A 19,950-nucleotide genomic window follows, 5' to 3' on the forward strand; every position below is an offset into this window, starting at 1 on the left:
TAACTTGACGGTGCCCACAGAATATGATATAAGTTCCTCTGATCAAGTCACGGGATGACAGGAGTTGCGTGATGAGAACTTCAACAAATAATATTTATGATCTTTTTAGGAACAAGGATAATTTTTTTAGGTTCTTTGCTTTCTAAAAATTTTTGAACTTTTGGTAAGTTAATAACAATTTGCTTTATTTCATCTTCACTTGCGGATGTATTAAACTCATAAATATCACGAAGTTTGCCGTTAACCTGAACTGCTATAACATATGTGTCTAGCTCTAGCATCGATTCATCAAAAGTAGGAAATGCCATATTATATAAAAATGTTTTGTGACCAAGCTTTTGCCAAATTTCTTCTGTAATATGCGGAATAAAAGGATTTAATAGCTGAATTAGTACATTAAAGCCGTGTTTTGCGTTCTGCACGTCAATTTCTTCTTTATTTATCTCGCTCGATATAGCATTAAAAAGTTCACGCATACGTGCTATTGCTCTATTTAAAGCAAAATGTTTTATATCCTCAGCAACATATTTAATGGTGAAATGGATTAACCTCTTTAATTCTTTATTAGTATTGTCATTATCTGAAAGCTTTATTATCGCTTCTTGCATTTGTTCAAGCTTATTGATGAAACGTGCACACCCCTCAATACCGCTTGCTGACCATTCTAAATCTTTTTCTGGTGGGCTGTCAGATAATACGAAAAATCTTATTGCATCTGCACCATATTGTTGTTGCATAGTTTCAAGATCAATGAGGTTCTTTTTGGATTTACTCATTTTCTCGATGCGACCTTGTGTAACCAAACCACCATTATCTTTATGGAAAAATTCATTACCTTTTTTAATTACTTCTTCAGGATATAGCCAATTATTATGCTCATCTTTATAAGTAGCGTGCAGCACCATACCTTGTGTGAATAATCCTTTAAAAGGTTCACGGACGCTAACATAATTCTGCTCGTTCATTACTTTGGTAAAAAATCTTGCATATAATAAATGCATTACCGCATGTTCAATTCCGCCAATATATTTATCAACCGGCAACCAATAATCGCAAGCTTTTTTGTCGGTCATTTCTAGGGCTTGGCTATTACAATATCTTGTGAAATACCAAGAAGATTCGAAGAATGTATCAAAAGTATCAGTCTCACGAATAGCCGGCTTACTACATTTTGGACAGTTAACATGCTTCCAAGTTGGGTGATTGTCTAAAGGGTTGCCGTGACCATCAAATTTCACGTCATCAGGTAGCGTAACCGGTAAATCCGAATCAGGTACAGGAACTAAACCGCAAGAATCACAATGAATTATAGGGATAGGACAGCCCCAAAAACGTTGTCTTGAGATCCCCCAATCTTTCAGGCGATAATTTATTGTGCGTTTGCCTATGCCTAATTTCTCAAATTCTTCTATGACTCTTTGCTTAGCTTCATTAGTAGATAAGCCATTTAGAAAACTAGAATTAATAATTATTCCATCTTCAGTATAAGCAGTTTTTCGCACATCAGTATCTGCTTCAATTACCTGCTTTATAGGTAAATTCATTTTAACAGCTAATTCATGGTCACGTTGATCATGAGCAGGACAGCCAAAAACTGCACCTGTGCCGTAATCCATCAACACGAAATTAGTAATAACAACAGGTAAAGTTATATTTGAGTTAAAAGGATGAACAACGTAAAAACTGGTAAATATTCCCTCTTTCTCAGCTTTGTCAAGTTCAGCAGAGCCAGTTATATTAGAGCATTTAGCGATAAAATTTTCTATTTCAGGAGTTTTAGAAACTAATTTTTCTATTATTGGATGGTTAAAAGCAATACCTACAAAGCTAGCTCCAAAGATAGTTTCAGGCTTAGTTGAGAAAACTTCTATAGCATCTTCATTATCTTTAATTTTGAAACAAAAGTTAGCACCTATTGATTTACCGATCCATTTTTCTTGCATAGAGCGGACTGCTTCAGGCCACTCCGTTAAATTTGGAATCTCATTCAATAACTCTTCAGCATAATTCGTGATTTTTAAGAACCATTGCTTTAAATAACGCTTTTCAACTATCGCACCTGAACGCCAACCACGCCCATCAACAACCTGTTCGTTTGCAAGTACAGTATTATCAACCAGATCCCAGTTAACAAGAGATTCTTTTTGATAAGCAAGATTTCTTTCGTAAAGCTCTAAGAAGAATTTTTGCTCATGTTTATAATAATCAGGGTCGCAACTATTTATCTCTCTAGACCAATCATAAGAAAAGCCCATCGATTTCAGCTGCTTTTTCATATTCTCGATATTCGAATAAGTCCACTCTTTTGGGTAAGAATTGTTTTTTATTGCTGCATTTTCTGCTGGTAAGCCGAAAGAGTCCCAGCCCATAGGATGAAGTACGTTAAAGCCTTGCATGGTCATAAACCTAGCAACCACATCACCTATAGAATAATTACGTACGTGACCTACGTGAATTTTACCGGATGGGTAAGGTAGCATCTCTAAAACGTAATATTTAGGTTTGCTGCTTTCATTTGGTACTTCAAAGGCTTTTTCTCCTTGCCAAATTTGTTGCCATTTTTGTTCGATATTCATGTTTTTTTATTTTTTGACTATTTTCTTGTCACCCCGTGACTTGATCACGGGGTCTTGCTTCACAGACTGCGTACTGAGATCCCGCGATCAAGTCGCGGGATGACACCAAGAGTATTCTACTTCGCACTATTAATATATATTTCTCTTGCTTTTCTTAGAATTTTGTCTTCAAGTATGATAGCAAGATTCGAAGTATTTTCATTCATTACCCATTGTTTATTTTTCAACACTTCTTCAAATACTTTTACTTCAATTGCGTCAGGATGTATTACATCATCTTTAATGAATATATTTATTTTAAAACGGAAATTGGGTGTAACGGGAGGGCTATACCATTCTGTAATGATAACGCCGCCATTTGAGTCAGCCGATGCAAGAGGAATAAAACTTACAGTATTTATTGATGCTTGCCATAGATATTTATTAATTGAACAACCAGCTGCTTTAGTAGATTCATTTTTAATTCTACCTGGTCTAAAAACTAGTCCTTCTTCCCCAGCTATTGAACCTACTTCATCCCATTTCTGTTCTTGTTCACTTTTGGGATAATCGTCAGCCAAAATAATATTATTTCCTACACTGAATACGATAAAAATTGCTGCAAAAAATAGTTTTATATTTTTGTTCATAACTAGAACTCTATTTGTGATTATATATTGATCAAGATAATAGAGGAGCTTTATATGTTAGTCAAATTTTATATCCTCTCTTAGTGCTAGCATTTTTTCAGTTATAGTATTTTTAGCTTTAGAACTGCAACTTTTAATAGACTTAGCGGCACCGTCAAGTTAAGGGAGGTATAAATTAAGTATTGAGCAATTACAGGGAATGATTTATAGAATAGCAGTAACAATTTATCCTAGATTTTACCGCTATGCATATTACTCAAGCCCCGAATAGACATCGTTTTCCAGCAAGCATTATTAGCCATACAGTATGGTTATATCATCGCTTTAATAATAGTTACCGAGATGTTCAAGAGCAGATGGCTTATCGAGGTATTATATTAAGTCATGAGACTGTAAGGTTTTGGTGTTATAAGTTTGTAGTTTATTTTCAAGATGTTATTAGTAAGAGAGAGCGAAAGCCAACTGATAAATGGCATTTGGATGAGATGAATATCAAGATCAAAGGTGAAGTATTCATATTATGGAGAGCTGTTGACTCTGAGGGACATGAATTAGAAGTATTACTGCAGAAGCGTCGTAACAAGAAATCAGCTATTCGCTTTTTATCAAGATTATTGGGTAATTATCCATGTCCAAGGGTTATTGTGACTGATAAGCTAAAAAGCTACATTAAACCAGTTAGGTATATGTGTCCTAGGACTAAGCATCGTACCGATAAAAGACTAAATAATCGGATTGAGAATGCCCATCAGCCAACTAGGAGAAAAGAGAAGATACTGATTAAATTTAAGCATCCTAATTCAGCACAATGTACATTATCACTGATGGGAAAAGTCAGAAATATATTTGCTGTAAATGTTGGAAGATATACTAAAACAGCATCTGAGCAAAGAATTGCATTTGCGTCCGCTAAATCCATTTGGGATGAAGCTACTCAAAGACTTCTTGCTGTCTGAAATCTAAAAATATAGTACTTTGTGACACTAATTTACTTAACTTAACGGTGCCCATCTTGAAAATAAACTACAAACTTATAACACCAAAACCTTACAGTCTCATGACTTAATATAATACCTCGATAAGCCATCTGCTCTTGAACATCTCGGTAACTATTATTAAAGCGATGATATAACCATACTGTATGGCTAATAATGCTTGCTGGAAAACGATGTCTATTCGGGGCTTGAGTAATATGCATAGCGGTAAAATCTAGGATAAATTGTTACTGCTATTCTATAAATCATTCCCTGTAATTGCTCAATACTTAATTTATACCTCCCTTAACTTGACGGTGCCGTGTAATCATCATTATTTTTTATACATATTTTTATTCCTGGACATTTTAGCAATATCTTTATTATATCTAGGTTTCTTTTTTCATAAGCATAATGTAGTGCTGTTTTACCATAGATGTCTTGTTCGTTTACGTCACATTTTCTATGTAAATATATCCTTACATTTGAGACATTACCGTCCAAAACTGCTTTATGTAGTGGCGGTAATTGCTTAAATTTATCTATCTTAATTCTTGCTTTATTTTCAAAAAAGTCCCACATAATATGCTGCTATAGGTTGTATGTGCGTCTTATAGCATATTATGTTTAGTAAAGCAACTATTAATTGAATAAATTTTTAGTTATTTCATACCAACAGTTTTCGGGGATATTTGATTTGTTACTAAAACCACATATAATTAAATGATCTTTAGCCCTAGTCATTGCAACGTAGAGCAGTCTTATATATTCTTGTAGATCTTTTAGCTTTTCTGCATCTTTCATTTTTTGTAGAAATTCAGGAGTGTCAGCAGCACTTGTAGAAAATAGCATTTCTTCGTTTTTGCTCCAAATAAATTTACTACTGCTGATAGGTAGGGTGGTGGAGTCGCATAATATAACAATTGGTGCTTCCAAGCCTTTAGAACCGTGTGCGGTCATCACTCTTATTTTATCGGAATGCTCCATATCACGCTTAATCCAAATATCGTTATTCTCAAACCAAGCTACAAAACCTTGCAAAGAATTATCTATATCATTTGTATAGTTTTTGCTTAAAGTTAATAATTCATTTATCATATCATCGATATATAAATTTAAATTATGCACAACTAAATCGAAAAAATTATCGAGAGTGGATTTTTGATAAAGTCCAATAAAAGAAGTAAGTTTATTATATATATCCGTATGTGAGGACAGATTTTTCCACAAACTTTCATCATTTTTATTCATTAAAAGTTCGTATAATTGTTGCTCGCTAATACCGATAATCGGTGATTTAAGTAAGGCTGCAAGGTTTAAATCGTCATAAGGTAAAAGTACGAATTTAGCTACCGAAATTAAATCCATTATCGGCAAATGCTCTTTAAGGTTTACTTTATCGCTTGCCTCGACTTTAAGGTTAGCTTTGTTAAGCTCTTTTATCAGATTATTGCTAAATTCATCTCGCTTTCTTACCAAAATCATAAAATCTTTTTCGGATATAGGATTACCGGTTGCTGGTAGAATTTCTTTGCTGGCTATTTTTTCCTTTATGAAGCTAATAATTTTTTCTATAAGTAAATCAGCTGATGAAAGAGCATTGGCATAATCTTGTGGTAATGCCCAAAAAAGTTCCTCCTGCTTTTCGCTTGTTACCAAAGACCAAACTGTTACAGAACCTTTATGTGTACGAAATGCAGAAATTAGCGGATTATCGGATAGGAAAAGAGTAGGGTAATGTTTTATATATTTAAAAACCTGATGAGTAAATTGTAAAATTTCGCTGCACGACCTATAAGAATATTCAAGTGTAATATTCTTATATTTTTTATTTGCTTTAGCAAGATTCGTTTGTAATTTCTCATTTACTAGATTAAAATTCGCAAGATCAGCACCTTGGAAGCTATATATAGATTGCTTATCATCCCCAACGATAAAAATACTACTATCAGCTCTATTAAACTCGGTTATTAGAGTGGTGATTATATTCCATTGTTCACGGCTTGTATCTTGTGCCTCGTCGACGAGTATATGATCGATCTTGCTTTCAAGCTTATGCAATAACCACTTATGTATAGCTTTATTCTGGAATAATTTTTCGGTATGGTAAATTAAATCGTCATAATCAAGCAAGTTATTTTCTTCTTTAAATTTCTCATACTTCTCTAGCAAAATATAAGCAAGTTTACAAAGTAAATTAGTATGATATTCTAGCTCTTCTATGCGATATTCTTCATCTAATTTATAAATCTGAGATGTTAGCTTCTCTAACTCTAACAGTAATTTAGGATGTTTTTGGGTTAGCTCTTTCGATAAAAGGCTTTTACGTTTTTTTCCATCTTTAGTAAAAAATAGCTCTTTCGGCTCTATTTCTAAATCATAATCTGCAAATAAATTTTTTACCTTATCATAGATATTATTTAGCTCGGATAATGCTAATCTCTTATTGTGTATTTCTGCCGGAATAGTTTTATGAGTAAATAATTTTTTAAATTTAATCTTCTGATCAATGATCTCGCTGAAAATATCTTGCAAAGTTATTTCATGAAAACGATTTAGTAAAGTTTTAATTAAATCATTATGTTCATCGCTTAAATAAATCTCATTTCGTATTTTTAGAAAGATATCTTGTAATTGAGTCTCTTCAAGAATCTGAAACTCGGGTGTTATGCCAGCTTCTACGGGAAAAGTTTTAAGGATTTTTTGACAAAATGCATGGATCGTATAAATGTTTAAAGGTTCATTATTATCAAGTAATTTGCTATATAGATTTTTTGCATTTTCAAGTTCTAATGCAAGCGGCTTATAACCGCTCATTAAGAAAAGCTCTTGTTCTAGTTGTTTGGGATTACAAAGAGAGAAAGTTTTGAGTTTGTTACTAATTCTTAGCTGCATCTCTATGCTAGCTGCGTTAGTAAAAGTAAGGCATAATATGTTTTGAAAATTTACTCCTTTGATTAATAGCCGTAAAAACCGATCAGTTAGAATTTTGGTTTTACCAGTACCAGCAGAAGCCGACACCCAAACGGAATAATCAGGATCAGAAGCTTGTTGTTGTAAATTGTTCATTGTGTGGTTTTTTTGTATAAATTAGGATTTATTGCTATCATCCCGTGGCTTGGGAACTAGATCCAGAAAAAAACCTAAATACAACAAGTTTTTAAAACTAAAAGCTCGATTTTATCTCGCTTTATACTGGATCTAGTTCCCAAGCCACGGGATGACACTGAAGAAGTTTTTTGATCCCTTGCCCTAGGATGACACTGAACGCCTATAAATCCTATAAATTACAACTAAAGAGGCGGCGAGTCCAAACCAAGTAAAAGCGTATTCTAAATGATCGTTTCTAATAGCTGCTAGGTGATTTATTGAAAGCGGTAGCAAAATATCTAGATTGCTAATATCTTTGCTTTCTTCAATAAGATAAAAATTCTCAAGATTTAATCCTAAAACTTTAGATGCTTCTTGTAAGTCTAAGGTCAGCCATACATTATTTTTAACGTCGTTAGCCGGTAAGTAGCTACGGGTTTTTTCGGACGGCATAGTAACGCCGATAAGCTCATGAGGCTGCTCATTGGTTGCTTGTGTAATAATATTTTTATTGCGGTTACTAAACCAGCCTCGAGCTACTAAAATAATTTTGTCTTCATCGGTGTTAAATGGTGTAACTAAATAATAGCCATCCTTTTCACTCGACATTGAACGCCTACCATATAAATATATGTCTTTATTAGGTAAAAAATGCCCAGTAATTTTTACTTTATGATAAGGTAAGTTGTCATGAATTTCAGCTAAATCGATTGCATGGGAGGTAAGATTTTTTTGCATCGATGCTAAAAATAGCTTCTTTTCTTTTAAGCGATTAAGCTGCCAAAAACCTAAAGAGATCAGTATTATAAAGGTGATGAGTACGGTGAGTTTGGTTTTCATAATTGGATTTTAGAGGGTTGTTGTGTATTTGTCATTCCCGCCTACGCGGGAATGACATAAGTCATCTAAAATGACGCTTTACGAAGCAGTTTTTAAAATCTTGCTCAAGAATTCCTTATGTTTTTGTAATTCTTCTTTTGTTGGTTTAATAACGGGAATATTCCTATGTGCCTGAGAATCCAAGCGATTATAGCTAAAATTATTTACCTTAGTAGCTTTATCAAGCATCTTAAAGGCTGACTGCCTACCGCCGGTTAGTTCTACATATACTTCAGCAAGTAAAGCTGCATCTTTAAGAGCACCATGAAGTTGTCTGCCAGAATTATCCACCTTAAATCTTTTACATAAAGCATCAAGGCTATATTTTGATCCAGGAAACATACTTCTAGCCATCACTAAAGTATCAATAGCATGTTCAAGTTCTAGGAGTTTAATTTCAGCTCTTTTTAATAATGATAATTCATGATTTAGAAATTTAACATCGAAAGGTGCATTATGAATAACAAGTTTACTATCGGCAATAAACTCTAAAAAATCATCTGCAATAGTATGAAATAATGGTTTATCTTTTAGAAACTCACCAGAAATGCCGTGAATTCTATAAGCCTCAAATGGCATGTCTCGTTCTGGATTAAGATAGAAATGAAAATGTCTGCCGGTCAGTACCTTATTTACCATTTCAATAGCACCGATCTCAACAATTCGGTGACCGCCTTTTGGATCAAGTCCCGTAGTTTCCGTATCTAAAATTATTTCTCTTAAACTCGACATTCCAAATCCTTTATTAACTTTGCTATCTGAGTTTCTAATTCTAACATATCAACGCCGCTATTTATAGCAAAATCTGCTTTTGCTATTTTACTCTCTTGTGAAAGCTGAATTTCTTTAATCTTATTATAGATTTCCACATCAAAAGAAGATCTGGTTGTTGCTCTTTGCATTCTTATTTCTTCGGAGCAATGCACAGTTACGACAAAGTCAAAATATTTATCAAATTTAGCTTCGTATAATAGCGGTATTTCGGCAAATCCGAATTTGGATTTTATGTTTTCCTGTTTAAATTGAATTAGTTTTTCTATTAGCAGGGGATAAATAAAATTTTGTAATTTCTCACGTGCAAGATCATTATTATAGATTAAATTACTAATCTTTCCAATGTTAAAAGTTTCAAGCTCCGGCAATAATTTTAAAATATCAGTTTGTATTTTAAAATCTTGATATAATTCTTTTATGCATCTATCGGCACAAAAAGTCTTATATCCTTTTTCTGCTAAATAATCCAAAATAAAAGTTTTGCCCGATGCATAGCTACCGGTAATACCTATTGCTAACATTTTGTTATAAAAATTTTATGTTCATTAGCGAGTTTTATAGTTTTCTCTTCTTCAGCTATAATTACTTGGTTTTTTTGAATTGCAACGCCTTTGTAATTATATTTAGCAAGATTTTTTATAGTATTAACGCCTATAGTTGGTAAATCTAGCCTATTATCTTGTCCTATTTTTGAAAGTTTAATAAGCACTCCACCGTAAGATTTTTTACGTAAGTCTGCACATCTAGCTATTAAATTATCTGTCCCCTCAGCTGCTTCTATGCCGAGTACATAACCATCTTCAACTATAACCGACTGACCAATATCAAATTTACTTAAATGATTTAGTAATTTTACTCCAAATTCAATATCTTTTTTATCAGAACTTGTAGGGCTAGTATCAGTTATAATATTAGAATCACATTGTTGATTTTGATATATCTCATTACTTGAAATTATCTTAAAGCCATAACTCTGAAAAAAACTAGCTACTATTCTTAACAAATTATCATCCCCACGAATTTTTTGGCTAATTATTTTAAGAAGTAATAAACCGCCTATTTTATCCACTGCTAAATTTTTTAAATTTGGTCTATCGACTCCTCCTATAAGAATAATATTTTTTACGTTATGTTGTGTAAAATACTTAATAGCTGCTCCAACCATACCGATTTTAAGAGGTTGATACTCAAAGTCTTTAATTAATTCTATATCAGCTTCGCCCTCTATCGCAGCTATATAACAATTACCACCTTGTTTTCTATAATTACCTGCTATTAAAGAAGGTAATGAACCTTTACCAGCAATAATTCCAAGATTTGGGAGCATAAAATAGTTTGTAATTTAAAATCTAATATTGATTATAAGCGTATTTTAAATATAAATCTATAAAACCTTTACAAATTAATCAAATTAAGCGATAATAGTAAGTGCTAATATAGCTATAGTAATAAACGTAATTTAGAATAGAGGTTGCGGACTCGGGGGCAGTACCCGACGCCTCCACCAATACTCATACTCGATGATTTTCAAAAATTGGCTACGTTGTCCTACAAGTACTCTGGTACTCACGTATTAAGTAATTGCTTCCGTTCCTCGTCTTGTGGACGCCTTGCTCTTTTTGAAATTGATCTTCGTATAACAATATGATGCAAATACTGCTTGTATTTTAAAAATTGAATTTTATTTTGATGGGTGAGTGAGCGGAGCGTATACTTAATACGTGAGCATCACGAATCCCTGATAAAATGAAAGAGCAATTTTTAAAAGATAAGTAGTATTTTGAGGGGGCGAAATAGGATCGACGTGCCTAATAAAAAAATTGCTTTTACTCGGGATGATTCCGCCGCAGGCTTTTGTCTTACGGGTCAAAACAAAGAAACGCAAACGATAACTATCGTTCTGCAGGTACTCCAGCTTTAGCTGTAGCATAAACCTACGCGGTTTGGGGGTTTACCGGGCAACAGAAAAACCCTCAAGATTTAATTTGAAAATAGCATGGGTATTTAACCGTCATTGCGAGGAAAAACTGTAAGTTTTGACGAAGCAATCTCAGCAATTTTATACTACTTCACGAGATTGCCACGTCGCTTCGCTCCTCGCAATGAGGTTACTGATTCCTTTTTTGCAAATTAATATTATCATCTATTGTTTACTTACTTTTTACTAATATATGAATATCGAATATAAAAAATTTTTAAATGAATCTATGCTGGAATTTGTAAAAAAGGTTTTGGCAAGGATTCAGCATGAAAATTTATATTGGGACCAATTAATATATATATCATATAAGACCGATCATCCAGCTGTCATTTTGCCTTTAAAAGTTAGACAAGCATACCCAAAAGAAATAACGATAGTACTTCAGAATCAATTTGAGAATATAGTAGTAAAAGATACCGGATTTTCCGTAATGTTAAGTTTTAGCGGTATTAAGGAAACAATCTATATACCATTTGATGCTCTTATTAGTTTTGTTGATTCAAGTAATAGCTATAGTTTTACTTTTAATCAGCAATTAAATATACAAAATAATAATACAGCTGAAATATTGAAAATAGAAAAGCAAATTCTGGAAGAAGAAAATAATGATAAAATTGATGAAGCTTTATTGTCAAAAAATGTTATTATGCTAGATAAATTCCGTAACTCTTCTAAGTCTAAACCTATTAAACCTAGTTAAAATATTGAAAGAAGATATATCGAAAGTAGTTATATATACCGATGGTGCATGTTCTGGCAATCCAGGTCCAGGAGGGTGGGGAGCTTTACTTCAATTTAATGAGGTTAATAAGGAAATATTTGGGCATGAACTTGAGACTACTAATAACCGTATGGAAATTACAGCAGCTCTTGAAGCCCTAAAAATTCTAAAAAAACCTTGTCATGTGGAAATTTATACTGATAGTAAGTATTTACAACAAGGTATTACCGTTTGGATCCATAATTGGATAAAAAACAACTGGTGTAAAAGCAACAATGAACCCGTTAAAAATGCTGATTTATGGCAAAATTTGTACGAAGAATTAAGCAAACATACTATCATTTGGAAATGGGTAAAAGGACATGCAAGTAATAGCGGTAATATTGCTGCTGATAAACTTGCAGTCCAAGGAAGACAAACTGCTATAGAAATTTTAAAATGTCGTGGATAAATAAGTTTTTTATTACTTTTTTTCATAAAAAAGTAGGAGAAGATGAGTTACTAAACCAATATTACGAAAGTAAGAAGCTTGACTATTTAGGACGTCCTAAAAGATTTGTTATTTATAAAAATGCTAACGAACCAACAAAAATTTCGCCAAGTTGGCATGCATGGCTGCATCATTTAGTAAATGAAGTGCCGAGAAATGTTAAGCTTTTTTCTTGGCAAGAAAGTAACAAAATAAGCCAAAAATCATCTAAATCGTCAAATGCTAGATATAGTAGATGGCAACCATAAATTAACTATTTGGTATAAAAAATAATGAAACAAAATATTATTGAAACAATTATCGGTTTTGCAGTATTAATTATTGCTTTCCTATTCTTAATTTTTGCTTATAAAACTGGCAGTTCTATGACTAACGCCAAAGGATATCAGCTCACTGCCAGCTTTCAAAGTGCGGAAGGGATATCAGTCGGAAGTGACGTAATGATTTCAGGTATAAAAATCGGTAATGTTAAAAAGATTTTTTTAGATCCAACTAGCTATTTTGCTACTGTATATTTAAATGTCAATGAGAATGTTAAAATACCTAAAGACTCAAAAGCTCAAGTAGTTACTAGTGGTTTACTCGGAGGTAAATATATTGCAATCGTACCTGGAAACGATAATGTTGATTTAACACCTAATGAGGAAATAAAATATACTCAATCGGCAATTAATATCGAATCTTTAATTAACAAAATTGTTTCTTCATTCGGTAGTAAGTAAATCTCTCAATATCTGGGCTTTGCTTCCTCTTTTTGGAATTATAAATTTAGTTTTTATATTATATAGTTTTTTAAGAGAACTAATAATTGATTCAGAATTTTGTATCGGCATGTTAATTATTATTTCTTTAGCAGGTTTTCTTGCTTGATAAAACTGCCCTATAAAAGACTCTAAAACTTCTAATTTAGTAGCTGTTTTGCTATAAATGGGGGAATAGTTTTGCTCCCCCCATTTCTGTCCTCCCCTGTAAAGCAGAACTTTAATTTGGAATCGACTATCCTCTCTAATTACAATTACATCAGCATCTATTATTCCTTCATATTGTTTTCCGATATAGCTTGATCAATTACACATCTTATAATATCAATATAACTATTATTTGCTTTACTAGTTTTAGCAAATTCTACTTTTTTTATATTTTTTAATTGAGTAATTAAACCTTGTAAATTTAAATTAAAAATATCTGTGTTATGACTATCAAAATTTAATTTTCCATGCATAAATAATTTCCTTTAATAATTATAAATTAACTTTTAGTGCATTACCATATAATATGGTTCTAAAGTTTGTCAACAAAAAGTTTATAATAATTTAAGATTTCAGTATAATAAATATTAATATAAATTAAACTAATGATTAGTTTATCAACTTTCTTTTGAAGCAGCGTAAATATTTTACATTAGTTTAATATCAAGCTATTCTTGATTATTATTAAAAAATCTTTAACAGAGGTGATTATGACTAAAAATAAAAAATCAGTTCGATTTAATGAAAATCCACAAATTAAAGAGTTTGATCTAAAACTCGATAAAAATAGCGATATCTATTCTATAAAGAGAAAAATAATTAATATAGTTGACGATGAAGTAGAGGATGAAACTAAATTACTTACTGAAACTCAGTTTCTTGTTAAAAAAACTCTGCATGGTAAAGATTTTAAATATGAGATAACTGGTTTTATTAATAAAGCTGGGGAATATATAACTGAACCTGAACAGATAAAACAAAATTTAAAATTATATGCTTTTGCAGAATTTGCCGATTTACAAAAAGATATTTTAGGCAAGTTTGATAAGGAGGGTAATTTAAAAATATCTAAAAATTTTGAAGCCGATGAAGAAATAGTATTACGAAAAAATGGTAAGTTATTGTTTGTTAAAACAGAGAAAGGCTTAGTAAATAGGCAAGGATAATTGAAGAAAGTGAATAAAATTTTACAAAAAGATGGATTCTTTTTTGAAGATTCAGGTAGAGATGTAAAAGTTCCAAAAAGTGCAATAAGTCCTAATGGAAAGCCAAAAAAGTCGATTCTTAAAAGAAGTTAAAATAATATTTTATTCTTATCGTAAAAAAGAAATTTAAAAATTATTTAAAATAGTGTTTGACAACATTCGAAATTATGGATATAAAATCAATCACTCAAGGTTTGAAACACAAAACTTTGTAGCTGTTTAAAAAGTTGATAAAGCTAAAAACTAAATACACCGCGATAATAAAAATTTATATCGTGAGTTAGATACTGAAGAAATTATAAAATTAATTCTGTATGCATCGTGTAATCTCAAGTAATAAAGCGTAAGTAAATATAATAAGAGCATTTGGTGGATGCCTTGGCATTAGAAGGCGATGAAGGACGTAATACGCTGCGATAAGCTTCGGGGAGCTGCGAATAAGCTTTGATCCAAAGATTTCCGAATGGGGAAACCCACCTAATTTATTAGGTATTGTATAGTGAATACATAGCTATATGAGGCAAACCCAGCGAACTGAAATATCTAAGTAGCTGGAGGAAAGGACATCAACCGAGACTCCGTTAGTAGTGACGAGCGAACGCGGACCAGGCCAGTGGCTTCAAAAAAAATAACTAAAACAACATGGAAAGGTTGACCGTAGAGGGTGATAGTCCCGTATAGGTAAAAAGTTTGAAGTCCTTGAGTAAGGCGGGACACGTGAAATCCTGTCTGAACATAGGGGGACCACCCTCTAAGCCTAAGTACTCTCTAGTGACCGATAGTGAACAAGTACCGTGAGGGAAAGGTGAAAAGTACCCCAACAAGGGGAGTGAAATAGTATCTGAAACCAAATGCTTACAAGCAGTCGGGGCAAGCATTTATGTCTTGTGACGGCGTACCTTTTGTATAATGGGTCAGCGACTTAGTTTATCTAGCAAGCTTAAGCCGTTAGGTGTAGGCGTAGCGAAAGCGAGTCTGAATAGGGCGACTATAGTTAGATGAATTAGACCCGAAACCGAGTGATCTAGCCATGGCCAGGTTGAAAGCGGAGTAAAATCCGCTGAAGGACCGAACCCACTACTGTTGAAAAAGTAGGGGATGAGCTGTGGTTAGGGGTGAAAGGCCAATCAAACTCGGATATAGCTGGTTCTCCGCGAAATCTATTTAGGTAGAGCGTTATAGCGGTTACCATCGGAGGTAGAGCACTGAATGAGCTAGGGGGTCCCACAGACTTACCAAACTCAATCAAACTCCGAATGCCGATGAGTATAGCATAGCAGACAGACTATGGGTGCTAAGGTCCATAGTCGAGAGGGAAAAAGCCCAGACCGCCATCTAAGGTCCCTAAATCATGACTAAGTGTTAAAGGATGTGAGAAGACCAAAACAACTAGGATGTTGGCTTAGAAGCAGCCATCATTTAAAGAAAGCGTAATAGCTCACTAGTCTAAATAAGTTTTCTTGCGCCAACAATGTAACGGGGCTCAAGTCATGTACCGAAGATGCGGATTCACACATTTGGTGTGAGTGGTAGCGGAGCGTTCCGTAAGCCTGTGAAGGTGAACCGTAAGGTTTGCTGGAGGTATCGGAAGTGAGAATGCTGACATAAGTAGCGATAAAGAATGCGAGAAACATTCTCGCCGAAAGTCCAAGGGTTCTTGCGTAAAGTTAATCTGCGCAAGGTTAGTCGGCCCCTAAGGTGAGGCTGAAAGGCGTAATCGATGGGAATCAGGTTAATATTCCTGAACCTGAAGGATGTGACGAAAGTAGTAAGTTGTACAGTCTTATTGGATTGATTGTGCAGCGAATATTTTCCAGGAAATAACACCTTCATTATAGACCGTACCCGAAACCGACACAGGTGGACAGGTAGAGTATACCAAGGCGCTTGAGAGAACGATGCTGAAGGAACTAGGCAAATTGCATCTGTAACTTCGGAAGAAAGATGACCTACATATGGGCAACCATTTGTGGGTGGCACAAGCTAGGGGGTAGCGACTGTTTATTAAAAACACAGGGCTCTGCAAAGTCAATAGATGAAGTATAGGGTCTGACGCCTGCCCAGTGCTGGAAGATTAAGAGGAGGGGTGCAAGCTCTGAATTGAAGTCCCAGTGAACGGCGGCCGTAACTATGACGGTCCTAAGGTAGCGAAATTCCTTGTCGGGTAAGTTCCGACCCGCACGAATGGCGTAACGATTTCCCCGCTGTCTCCAGTATCGACTCAGCGAAATTGAATTCTCCGTGAAGATGCGGAGTTCCCGCGGTCAGACGGAAAGACCCCGTGAACCTTTACTATAGCTTTGCACTGGTGTTAGGAATCAAATGTGCAGGATAGGTGGGAGACTATGAAGCAGAGGCGTCAGCCTTTGTGGAGTCACCCTTGAGATACCACCCTTTTGGTTCTTGACATCTAACCGAGATCCTTGAATCAGGATCCGAGACAATGCATGGTGGGTAGTTTGACTGGGGCGGTCGCCTCCCAAAGAGTAACGGAGGCGCGCGATGGTTAGCTCAGGTTGGTCGGAAATCAACTTTTAGAGTGCAATGGCATAAGCTAGCCTGACTGCGAGTCTGACAAGACGAGCAGAGACGAAAGTCGGTCATAGTGATCCGGTGGTCCCGAGTGGAAGGGCCATCGCTCAACGAATAAAAGGTACTCCGGGGATAACAGGCTGATGATTTCCAAGCGTCCATAGCGACGAAATCGTTTGGCACCTCGATGTCGGCTCATCACATCCTGGGGCTGGAAAAGGTCCCAAGGGTTCGGCTGTTCGCCGATTAAAGTGGTACGTGAGCTGGGTTTAGAACGTCGTGAGACAGTTCGGTCCCTATCTGCCGTGGGTGTAGGAAGTTTGAGAGGATCTGCCTTTAGTACGAGAGGACCGAGGTGGACGTACCCCTGGTGGACCAGTTGTCGTGCCAACGGCACAGCTGGGTAGCTAAGTACGGAAGGGATAACCGCTGAATGCATCTAAGCAGGAAACCCACCTCAAAACTAGACTTCCCCATTAGAGCCGTGGAAGACCACCACGTTGATAGGTCAGGTGTGGAAGCGCAGTAATGCGTGTAGCTAACTGATACTAATAGCTCGATTGATTTACTTTGCTGTGAGATTACACATGTATATAGTGTTTATTCTATAATATGTCAGTATCAACTCATAAAGTTATCAGGTTAAAATAGCTTTATCAATTAATAAAAGTGTTGTTGCATGATTGTTATTCCGTGGCTTTATTTATATGTCATTCCTGCGAAAGCAGGAATCCAGTAAAATATAATGTCATCTCGTGGCTTGTCCACGGGATCTCAGGATACAAATTGTGATACAAGATAATTAAGCCATGCAACAACACTAACAGCAACCAATACAAATCTATTATTTAAAAAGTTTGTATTGCTAGCTTGGTGGTTATAGCATGAGTGAAACACACGATCCCATCCCGAACTCGAACGTGAAACCTCATAGCGCTAATGGTACTATGTCATAAGGCATGGGAGAGTAAGTCGCTGCCAAGCTTGCAATGCAAATTTTTTAATTCCTCTTGTTAAATCTTCTTTTTATACTCAAAAAATTAAGTTCAATTACAAAAAATAGAGACTATAAATAATAGAATGAGCTATGAGCGACAAAAAGCATCGTTAAGGGCATTCAATCATTTTATTATATACTCCTAATAAATGAAGAGCTGGGTATACGAAGATCAACTTGGAAAAGAGTAATCGGTCTAAAGCCCTCTGAGCGAAGCTTATATTTGGCTACCTGCGATCTTATAAGACGACGGAGCCAATTTTTCAAGTTCTATCTGAGTATATACATAAGATATGATTTTTCTTTATATATTTTTTAGTATTATTTTTTTAATAGCTGTCAGAATGATAATCACAGAAACAGCGATCTTAAATATATTTATAACGAAATTCAAGAAAATCATCCTGGTATTTTTAATAAAGAAGACCCTACATTTAAGGAAAACCTTAAACATAATTATCTAAAAGCAAACAAAGCTTTTTATGAAACATCTCAAAACCCTAAGCAAATTATAGAAGCTTTTACCAGCACTTTTAATGATACTCATTTAAGCGTTAATTGGTATAATAAAACGCCAAAAATAATACCTTCTAATTTTAAACCATTTCAAATTAAGTATTTTCTTAAAAATATTGTTTGGATAGATTTACCTAACTTTGATTTAACTGAATCGCAACAACAAGAATTTAATTCACTTCTAGCTGTAATTAAAAACTTTAGAAAAAGAATATAATAGTTTTTGATTTAAGGGGTAATCAAGGAGGAAATTCTGATTATGGTATAGCTTTAAGCAATAAGGTTGATACATCAAATTTAGCGAGCCTCGATTGTGCTCACGTATTTTAATATACGCTCCGCAATCTCGCTCGCAAATTTAATGTCTGAACCTCATTGCTTTTTGCTATAGCGAACTTATTAACCAATTATTTGGGAAAAATTATGCTACACAACAAAAAAATCTAGCTTATAAAAATGTTTATGTAGATTGGCGGGTAAGCCTTAATAATTTAAACCATGTTAAAAATTTGTATAAACAATATTCAAGCCCTTGTCTTAAAGATATTATTGAAGGTTTAGAGAAAAATTTACAAGAAAAGCAACCTTATTATAGAGAGTTACTATTTGATAAATCTTTACGGCACCGTCAAGTTAAGGGAGGTATAAATTAAGTATTGAGCAATTACAGGGAATGATTTATAGAATAGCAGTAACAATTTATCCTAGATTTTACCGCTATGCATATTACTCAAGCCCCGAATAGACATCGTTTTCCAGCAAGCATTATTAGCCATACAGTATGGTTATATCATCGCTTTAATAATAGTTACCGAGATGTTCAAGAGCAGATGGCTTATCGAGGTATTATATTAAGTCATGAGACTGTAAGGTTTTGGTGTTATAAGTTTGTATTTATTTTCAAGATGTTATTAGTAAGAGAGAGCGAAAGCCAACTGATAAATGGCATTTGGATGAGATGAATATCAAGATCAAAGGTGAAGTATTCATATTATGGAGAGCTGTTGACTCTGAGGGACATGAATTAGAAGTATTACTGCAGAAGCGTCGTAACAAGAAATCAGCTATTCGCTTTTTATCAAGATTATTGGGTAATTATCCATGTCCAAGGGTTATTGTGACTGATAAGCTAAAAAGCTACATTAAACCAGTTAGGTATATGTGTCCTAGGACTAAGCATCGTACCGATAAAAGACTAAATAATCGGATTGAGAATGCCCATCAGCCAACTAGGAGAAAAGAGAAGATACTGATTAAATTTAAGCATCCTAATTCAGCACAATGTACATTATCACTGATGGGAAAAGTCAGAAATATATTTGCTGTAAATGTTGGAAGATATACTAAAACAGCATCTGAGCAAAGAATTGCATTTGCGTCCGCTAAATCCATTTGGGATGAAGCTACTCAAAGACTTCTTGCTGTCTGAAATCTAAAAATATAGTACTTTGTGACACTAATTTACTTAACTTGACGGTGCCGTTTTGATATACTCTGCCCAAATATTGTGTGGTTTTTTGCCCCAATATTTTAGTGCTGTATATATAGGAGGTCTTTTCTCTTCTACCAAAGCATGGTTAATATCTTTATTTACAGAAATATTGCTCATATATTTTAAAGCTCAAATAAATATTTTAATAGTCATAATTTATATAGCATATTAATTAATTAACTCTAACAAAAATCTTTAAGTATTATAAGAACTCTTATTAGTTTATTAAGATCTATTTTAAACTATTATATAACTTACTAACTATTTTTAGTTAACATTTATATTTTCTTCAAACCATAATTGCTTTTCTATACTAAATAGTTTAATTTAAAGAAGTATAAAAAA

The 19,950-nt window shown here is 34.1% G+C and carries 21 protein-coding genes, 2 rRNA genes, 1 other RNA gene and 1 pseudogene; 12 read left to right on the forward strand and 13 right to left on the reverse strand.

Features of this window, described 5'->3' with window-relative positions; all coding sequences use genetic code 11:
• Positions 1-80: 80 nt before the first annotated feature.
• From leuS to BA173_RS08815, 3 genes are all read right to left on the reverse strand, one after another.
• Positions 81-2,576, reverse strand: coding sequence for a leucine--tRNA ligase (gene leuS, locus BA173_RS04520; RefSeq protein ID WP_068042096.1), 2,496 nt, complete (start codon positions 2,574-2,576; stop codon positions 81-83).
• A gap of 116 nt (positions 2,577-2,692) precedes the next feature.
• Positions 2,693-3,205, reverse strand: coding sequence for a DUF3576 domain-containing protein (locus tag BA173_RS04525; RefSeq protein ID WP_068042098.1), 513 nt, complete (start codon positions 3,203-3,205; stop codon positions 2,693-2,695).
• Between the two features lie 101 nt (positions 3,206-3,306).
• Entirely contained in the window at positions 3,307-3,429 is a 123-nt protein-coding gene (locus BA173_RS08815; RefSeq protein WP_257789537.1) for a hypothetical protein, read from the reverse strand.
• 21 nt (positions 3,430-3,450) lie between these two features.
• Here BA173_RS08815 and BA173_RS04530 point away from each other — a divergent pair, with 21 nt between their 5' ends.
• Positions 3,451-4,161: an IS6 family transposase gene (locus tag BA173_RS04530; RefSeq protein WP_095568243.1), complete on the forward strand. Its 711-nt coding sequence runs from the start codon at positions 3,451-3,453 to the stop codon at positions 4,159-4,161.
• A 41-nt stretch (positions 4,162-4,202) separates the two neighbouring features.
• Here the strand turns inward: BA173_RS04530 and BA173_RS04535 are convergent, their stop codons facing one another.
• The 7 genes from BA173_RS04535 to BA173_RS04570 all read right to left on the reverse strand — a co-directional run bounded on the left by BA173_RS04535 (position 4,203) and on the right by BA173_RS04570 (position 10,249).
• Entirely contained in the window at positions 4,203-4,403 is a 201-nt protein-coding gene (locus tag BA173_RS04535; protein WP_095568309.1) for a hypothetical protein, read from the reverse strand.
• Positions 4,404-4,485: 82 nt separating this feature from the next.
• Positions 4,486-4,761 (reverse strand): ankyrin repeat domain-containing protein, encoded by a 276-nt coding sequence (locus BA173_RS04540; RefSeq protein ID WP_083198504.1) that lies wholly within the window; start codon positions 4,759-4,761, stop codon positions 4,486-4,488.
• Between the two features lie 60 nt (positions 4,762-4,821).
• Positions 4,822-7,248: a UvrD-helicase domain-containing protein gene (locus BA173_RS04545; RefSeq protein ID WP_068041431.1), complete on the reverse strand. Its 2,427-nt coding sequence runs from the start codon at positions 7,246-7,248 to the stop codon at positions 4,822-4,824.
• A 183-nt stretch (positions 7,249-7,431) separates the two neighbouring features.
• Positions 7,432-8,109: an SURF1 family protein gene (locus tag BA173_RS04555; RefSeq protein ID WP_068041428.1), complete on the reverse strand. Its 678-nt coding sequence runs from the start codon at positions 8,107-8,109 to the stop codon at positions 7,432-7,434.
• Positions 8,110-8,187: 78 nt separating this feature from the next.
• Positions 8,188-8,880 carry a DNA polymerase III subunit epsilon gene (gene dnaQ, locus BA173_RS04560; RefSeq protein WP_016947821.1) on the reverse strand — a complete coding sequence of 231 codons (693 nt, stop codon included), beginning with the start codon at positions 8,878-8,880 and terminating at the stop codon, positions 8,188-8,190.
• Positions 8,868-9,443 carry a dephospho-CoA kinase gene (gene coaE, locus BA173_RS04565; RefSeq protein ID WP_068041425.1) on the reverse strand — a complete coding sequence of 192 codons (576 nt, stop codon included), beginning with the start codon at positions 9,441-9,443 and terminating at the stop codon, positions 8,868-8,870. Before coaE ends, dnaQ begins: the two co-directional genes overlap by 13 nt.
• A complete protein-coding gene (locus tag BA173_RS04570) occupies positions 9,437-10,249 on the reverse strand; it encodes an LpxI family protein (RefSeq protein WP_068041424.1) in 813 nt (270 codons plus the stop codon). Before BA173_RS04570 ends, coaE begins: the two co-directional genes overlap by 7 nt.
• Before the next feature lie 63 nt (positions 10,250-10,312).
• On the opposite strand from BA173_RS04570, the gene ssrA reads away from it, so the two are divergent.
• The 5 genes from ssrA to mlaD all read left to right on the forward strand — a co-directional run bounded on the left by ssrA (position 10,313) and on the right by mlaD (position 12,836).
• Positions 10,313-10,899, forward strand: a transfer-messenger RNA (tmRNA) gene (ssrA, locus tag BA173_RS04575).
• 194 nt (positions 10,900-11,093) lie between these two features.
• Positions 11,094-11,603 carry a ClpXP protease specificity-enhancing factor SspB gene (locus BA173_RS04580; RefSeq protein WP_068041421.1) on the forward strand — a complete coding sequence of 170 codons (510 nt, stop codon included), beginning with the start codon at positions 11,094-11,096 and terminating at the stop codon, positions 11,601-11,603.
• 4 nt (positions 11,604-11,607) lie between these two features.
• Positions 11,608-12,075 (forward strand): ribonuclease HI, encoded by a 468-nt coding sequence (gene rnhA, locus BA173_RS04585; RefSeq protein ID WP_011477056.1) that lies wholly within the window; start codon positions 11,608-11,610, stop codon positions 12,073-12,075.
• The gene (locus BA173_RS04590; RefSeq protein WP_068041416.1) at positions 12,063-12,362 is read left to right on the forward strand and encodes an NADH-ubiquinone oxidoreductase subunit NDUFA12 family protein; all 300 of its coding nucleotides are present in this window, start codon (positions 12,063-12,065) and stop codon (positions 12,360-12,362) included. The genes rnhA and BA173_RS04590 overlap by 13 nt, the downstream gene beginning before the upstream one ends.
• A 24-nt stretch (positions 12,363-12,386) precedes the next feature.
• The gene (gene mlaD / locus BA173_RS04595) at positions 12,387-12,836 is read left to right on the forward strand and encodes an outer membrane lipid asymmetry maintenance protein MlaD (RefSeq protein WP_016948219.1); all 450 of its coding nucleotides are present in this window, start codon (positions 12,387-12,389) and stop codon (positions 12,834-12,836) included.
• On the opposite strand, the gene BA173_RS09010 is transcribed toward mlaD, so the two are convergent.
• Both BA173_RS09010 and BA173_RS04605 read right to left on the reverse strand, forming a co-directional pair.
• Positions 12,819-13,169: a hypothetical protein gene (locus BA173_RS09010; protein WP_410528027.1), complete on the reverse strand. Its 351-nt coding sequence runs from the start codon at positions 13,167-13,169 to the stop codon at positions 12,819-12,821. The genes mlaD and BA173_RS09010 overlap by 18 nt on opposite strands.
• The gene (locus tag BA173_RS04605) at positions 13,145-13,336 is read right to left on the reverse strand and encodes a hypothetical protein (RefSeq protein WP_068041413.1); all 192 of its coding nucleotides are present in this window, start codon (positions 13,334-13,336) and stop codon (positions 13,145-13,147) included. Before BA173_RS04605 ends, BA173_RS09010 begins: the two co-directional genes overlap by 25 nt.
• 420 nt (positions 13,337-13,756) lie before the next feature.
• Between BA173_RS04605 and BA173_RS08530 the strand changes: the two are divergent.
• The 6 genes and pseudogenes from BA173_RS08530 to BA173_RS04625 all read left to right on the forward strand — a co-directional run bounded on the left by BA173_RS08530 (position 13,757) and on the right by BA173_RS04625 (position 19,542).
• Positions 13,757-14,161, forward strand: a pseudogene (locus BA173_RS08530) (hypothetical protein).
• A 252-nt stretch (positions 14,162-14,413) separates the two neighbouring features.
• Positions 14,414-17,173, forward strand: a 23S ribosomal RNA gene (locus BA173_RS04615).
• Between the two features lie 296 nt (positions 17,174-17,469).
• Positions 17,470-17,584: ribosomal RNA gene (gene rrf, locus BA173_RS04620) — 5S ribosomal RNA — on the forward strand.
• A 1,038-nt stretch (positions 17,585-18,622) separates the two neighbouring features.
• Positions 18,623-18,766, forward strand: coding sequence for a hypothetical protein (locus BA173_RS07870; RefSeq protein ID WP_016948215.1), 144 nt, complete (start codon positions 18,623-18,625; stop codon positions 18,764-18,766).
• A 66-nt stretch (positions 18,767-18,832) separates the two neighbouring features.
• Positions 18,833-19,075, forward strand: a complete 243-nt coding sequence (locus tag BA173_RS08205; RefSeq protein ID WP_198387178.1) for an IS6 family transposase — start codon at positions 18,833-18,835, stop codon at positions 19,073-19,075.
• On the forward strand, positions 19,072-19,542 hold the full coding sequence (locus BA173_RS04625) for a DDE-type integrase/transposase/recombinase (RefSeq protein ID WP_232505908.1): 471 nt from the start codon (positions 19,072-19,074) through the stop codon (positions 19,540-19,542). Before BA173_RS08205 ends, BA173_RS04625 begins: the two co-directional genes overlap by 4 nt.
• 36 nt (positions 19,543-19,578) lie before the next feature.
• Here BA173_RS04625 and BA173_RS07875 read toward each other — a convergent pair whose 3' ends face one another.
• Positions 19,579-19,722, reverse strand: a complete 144-nt coding sequence (locus BA173_RS07875) for a hypothetical protein (RefSeq protein ID WP_016948214.1) — start codon at positions 19,720-19,722, stop codon at positions 19,579-19,581.
• Positions 19,723-19,950 lie beyond the last annotated feature (228 nt).

The organism is Rickettsia sp. MEAM1 (Bemisia tabaci) (assembly GCF_002285905.1).
GTDB lineage: Bacteria > Pseudomonadota > Alphaproteobacteria > Rickettsiales > Rickettsiaceae > Rickettsia.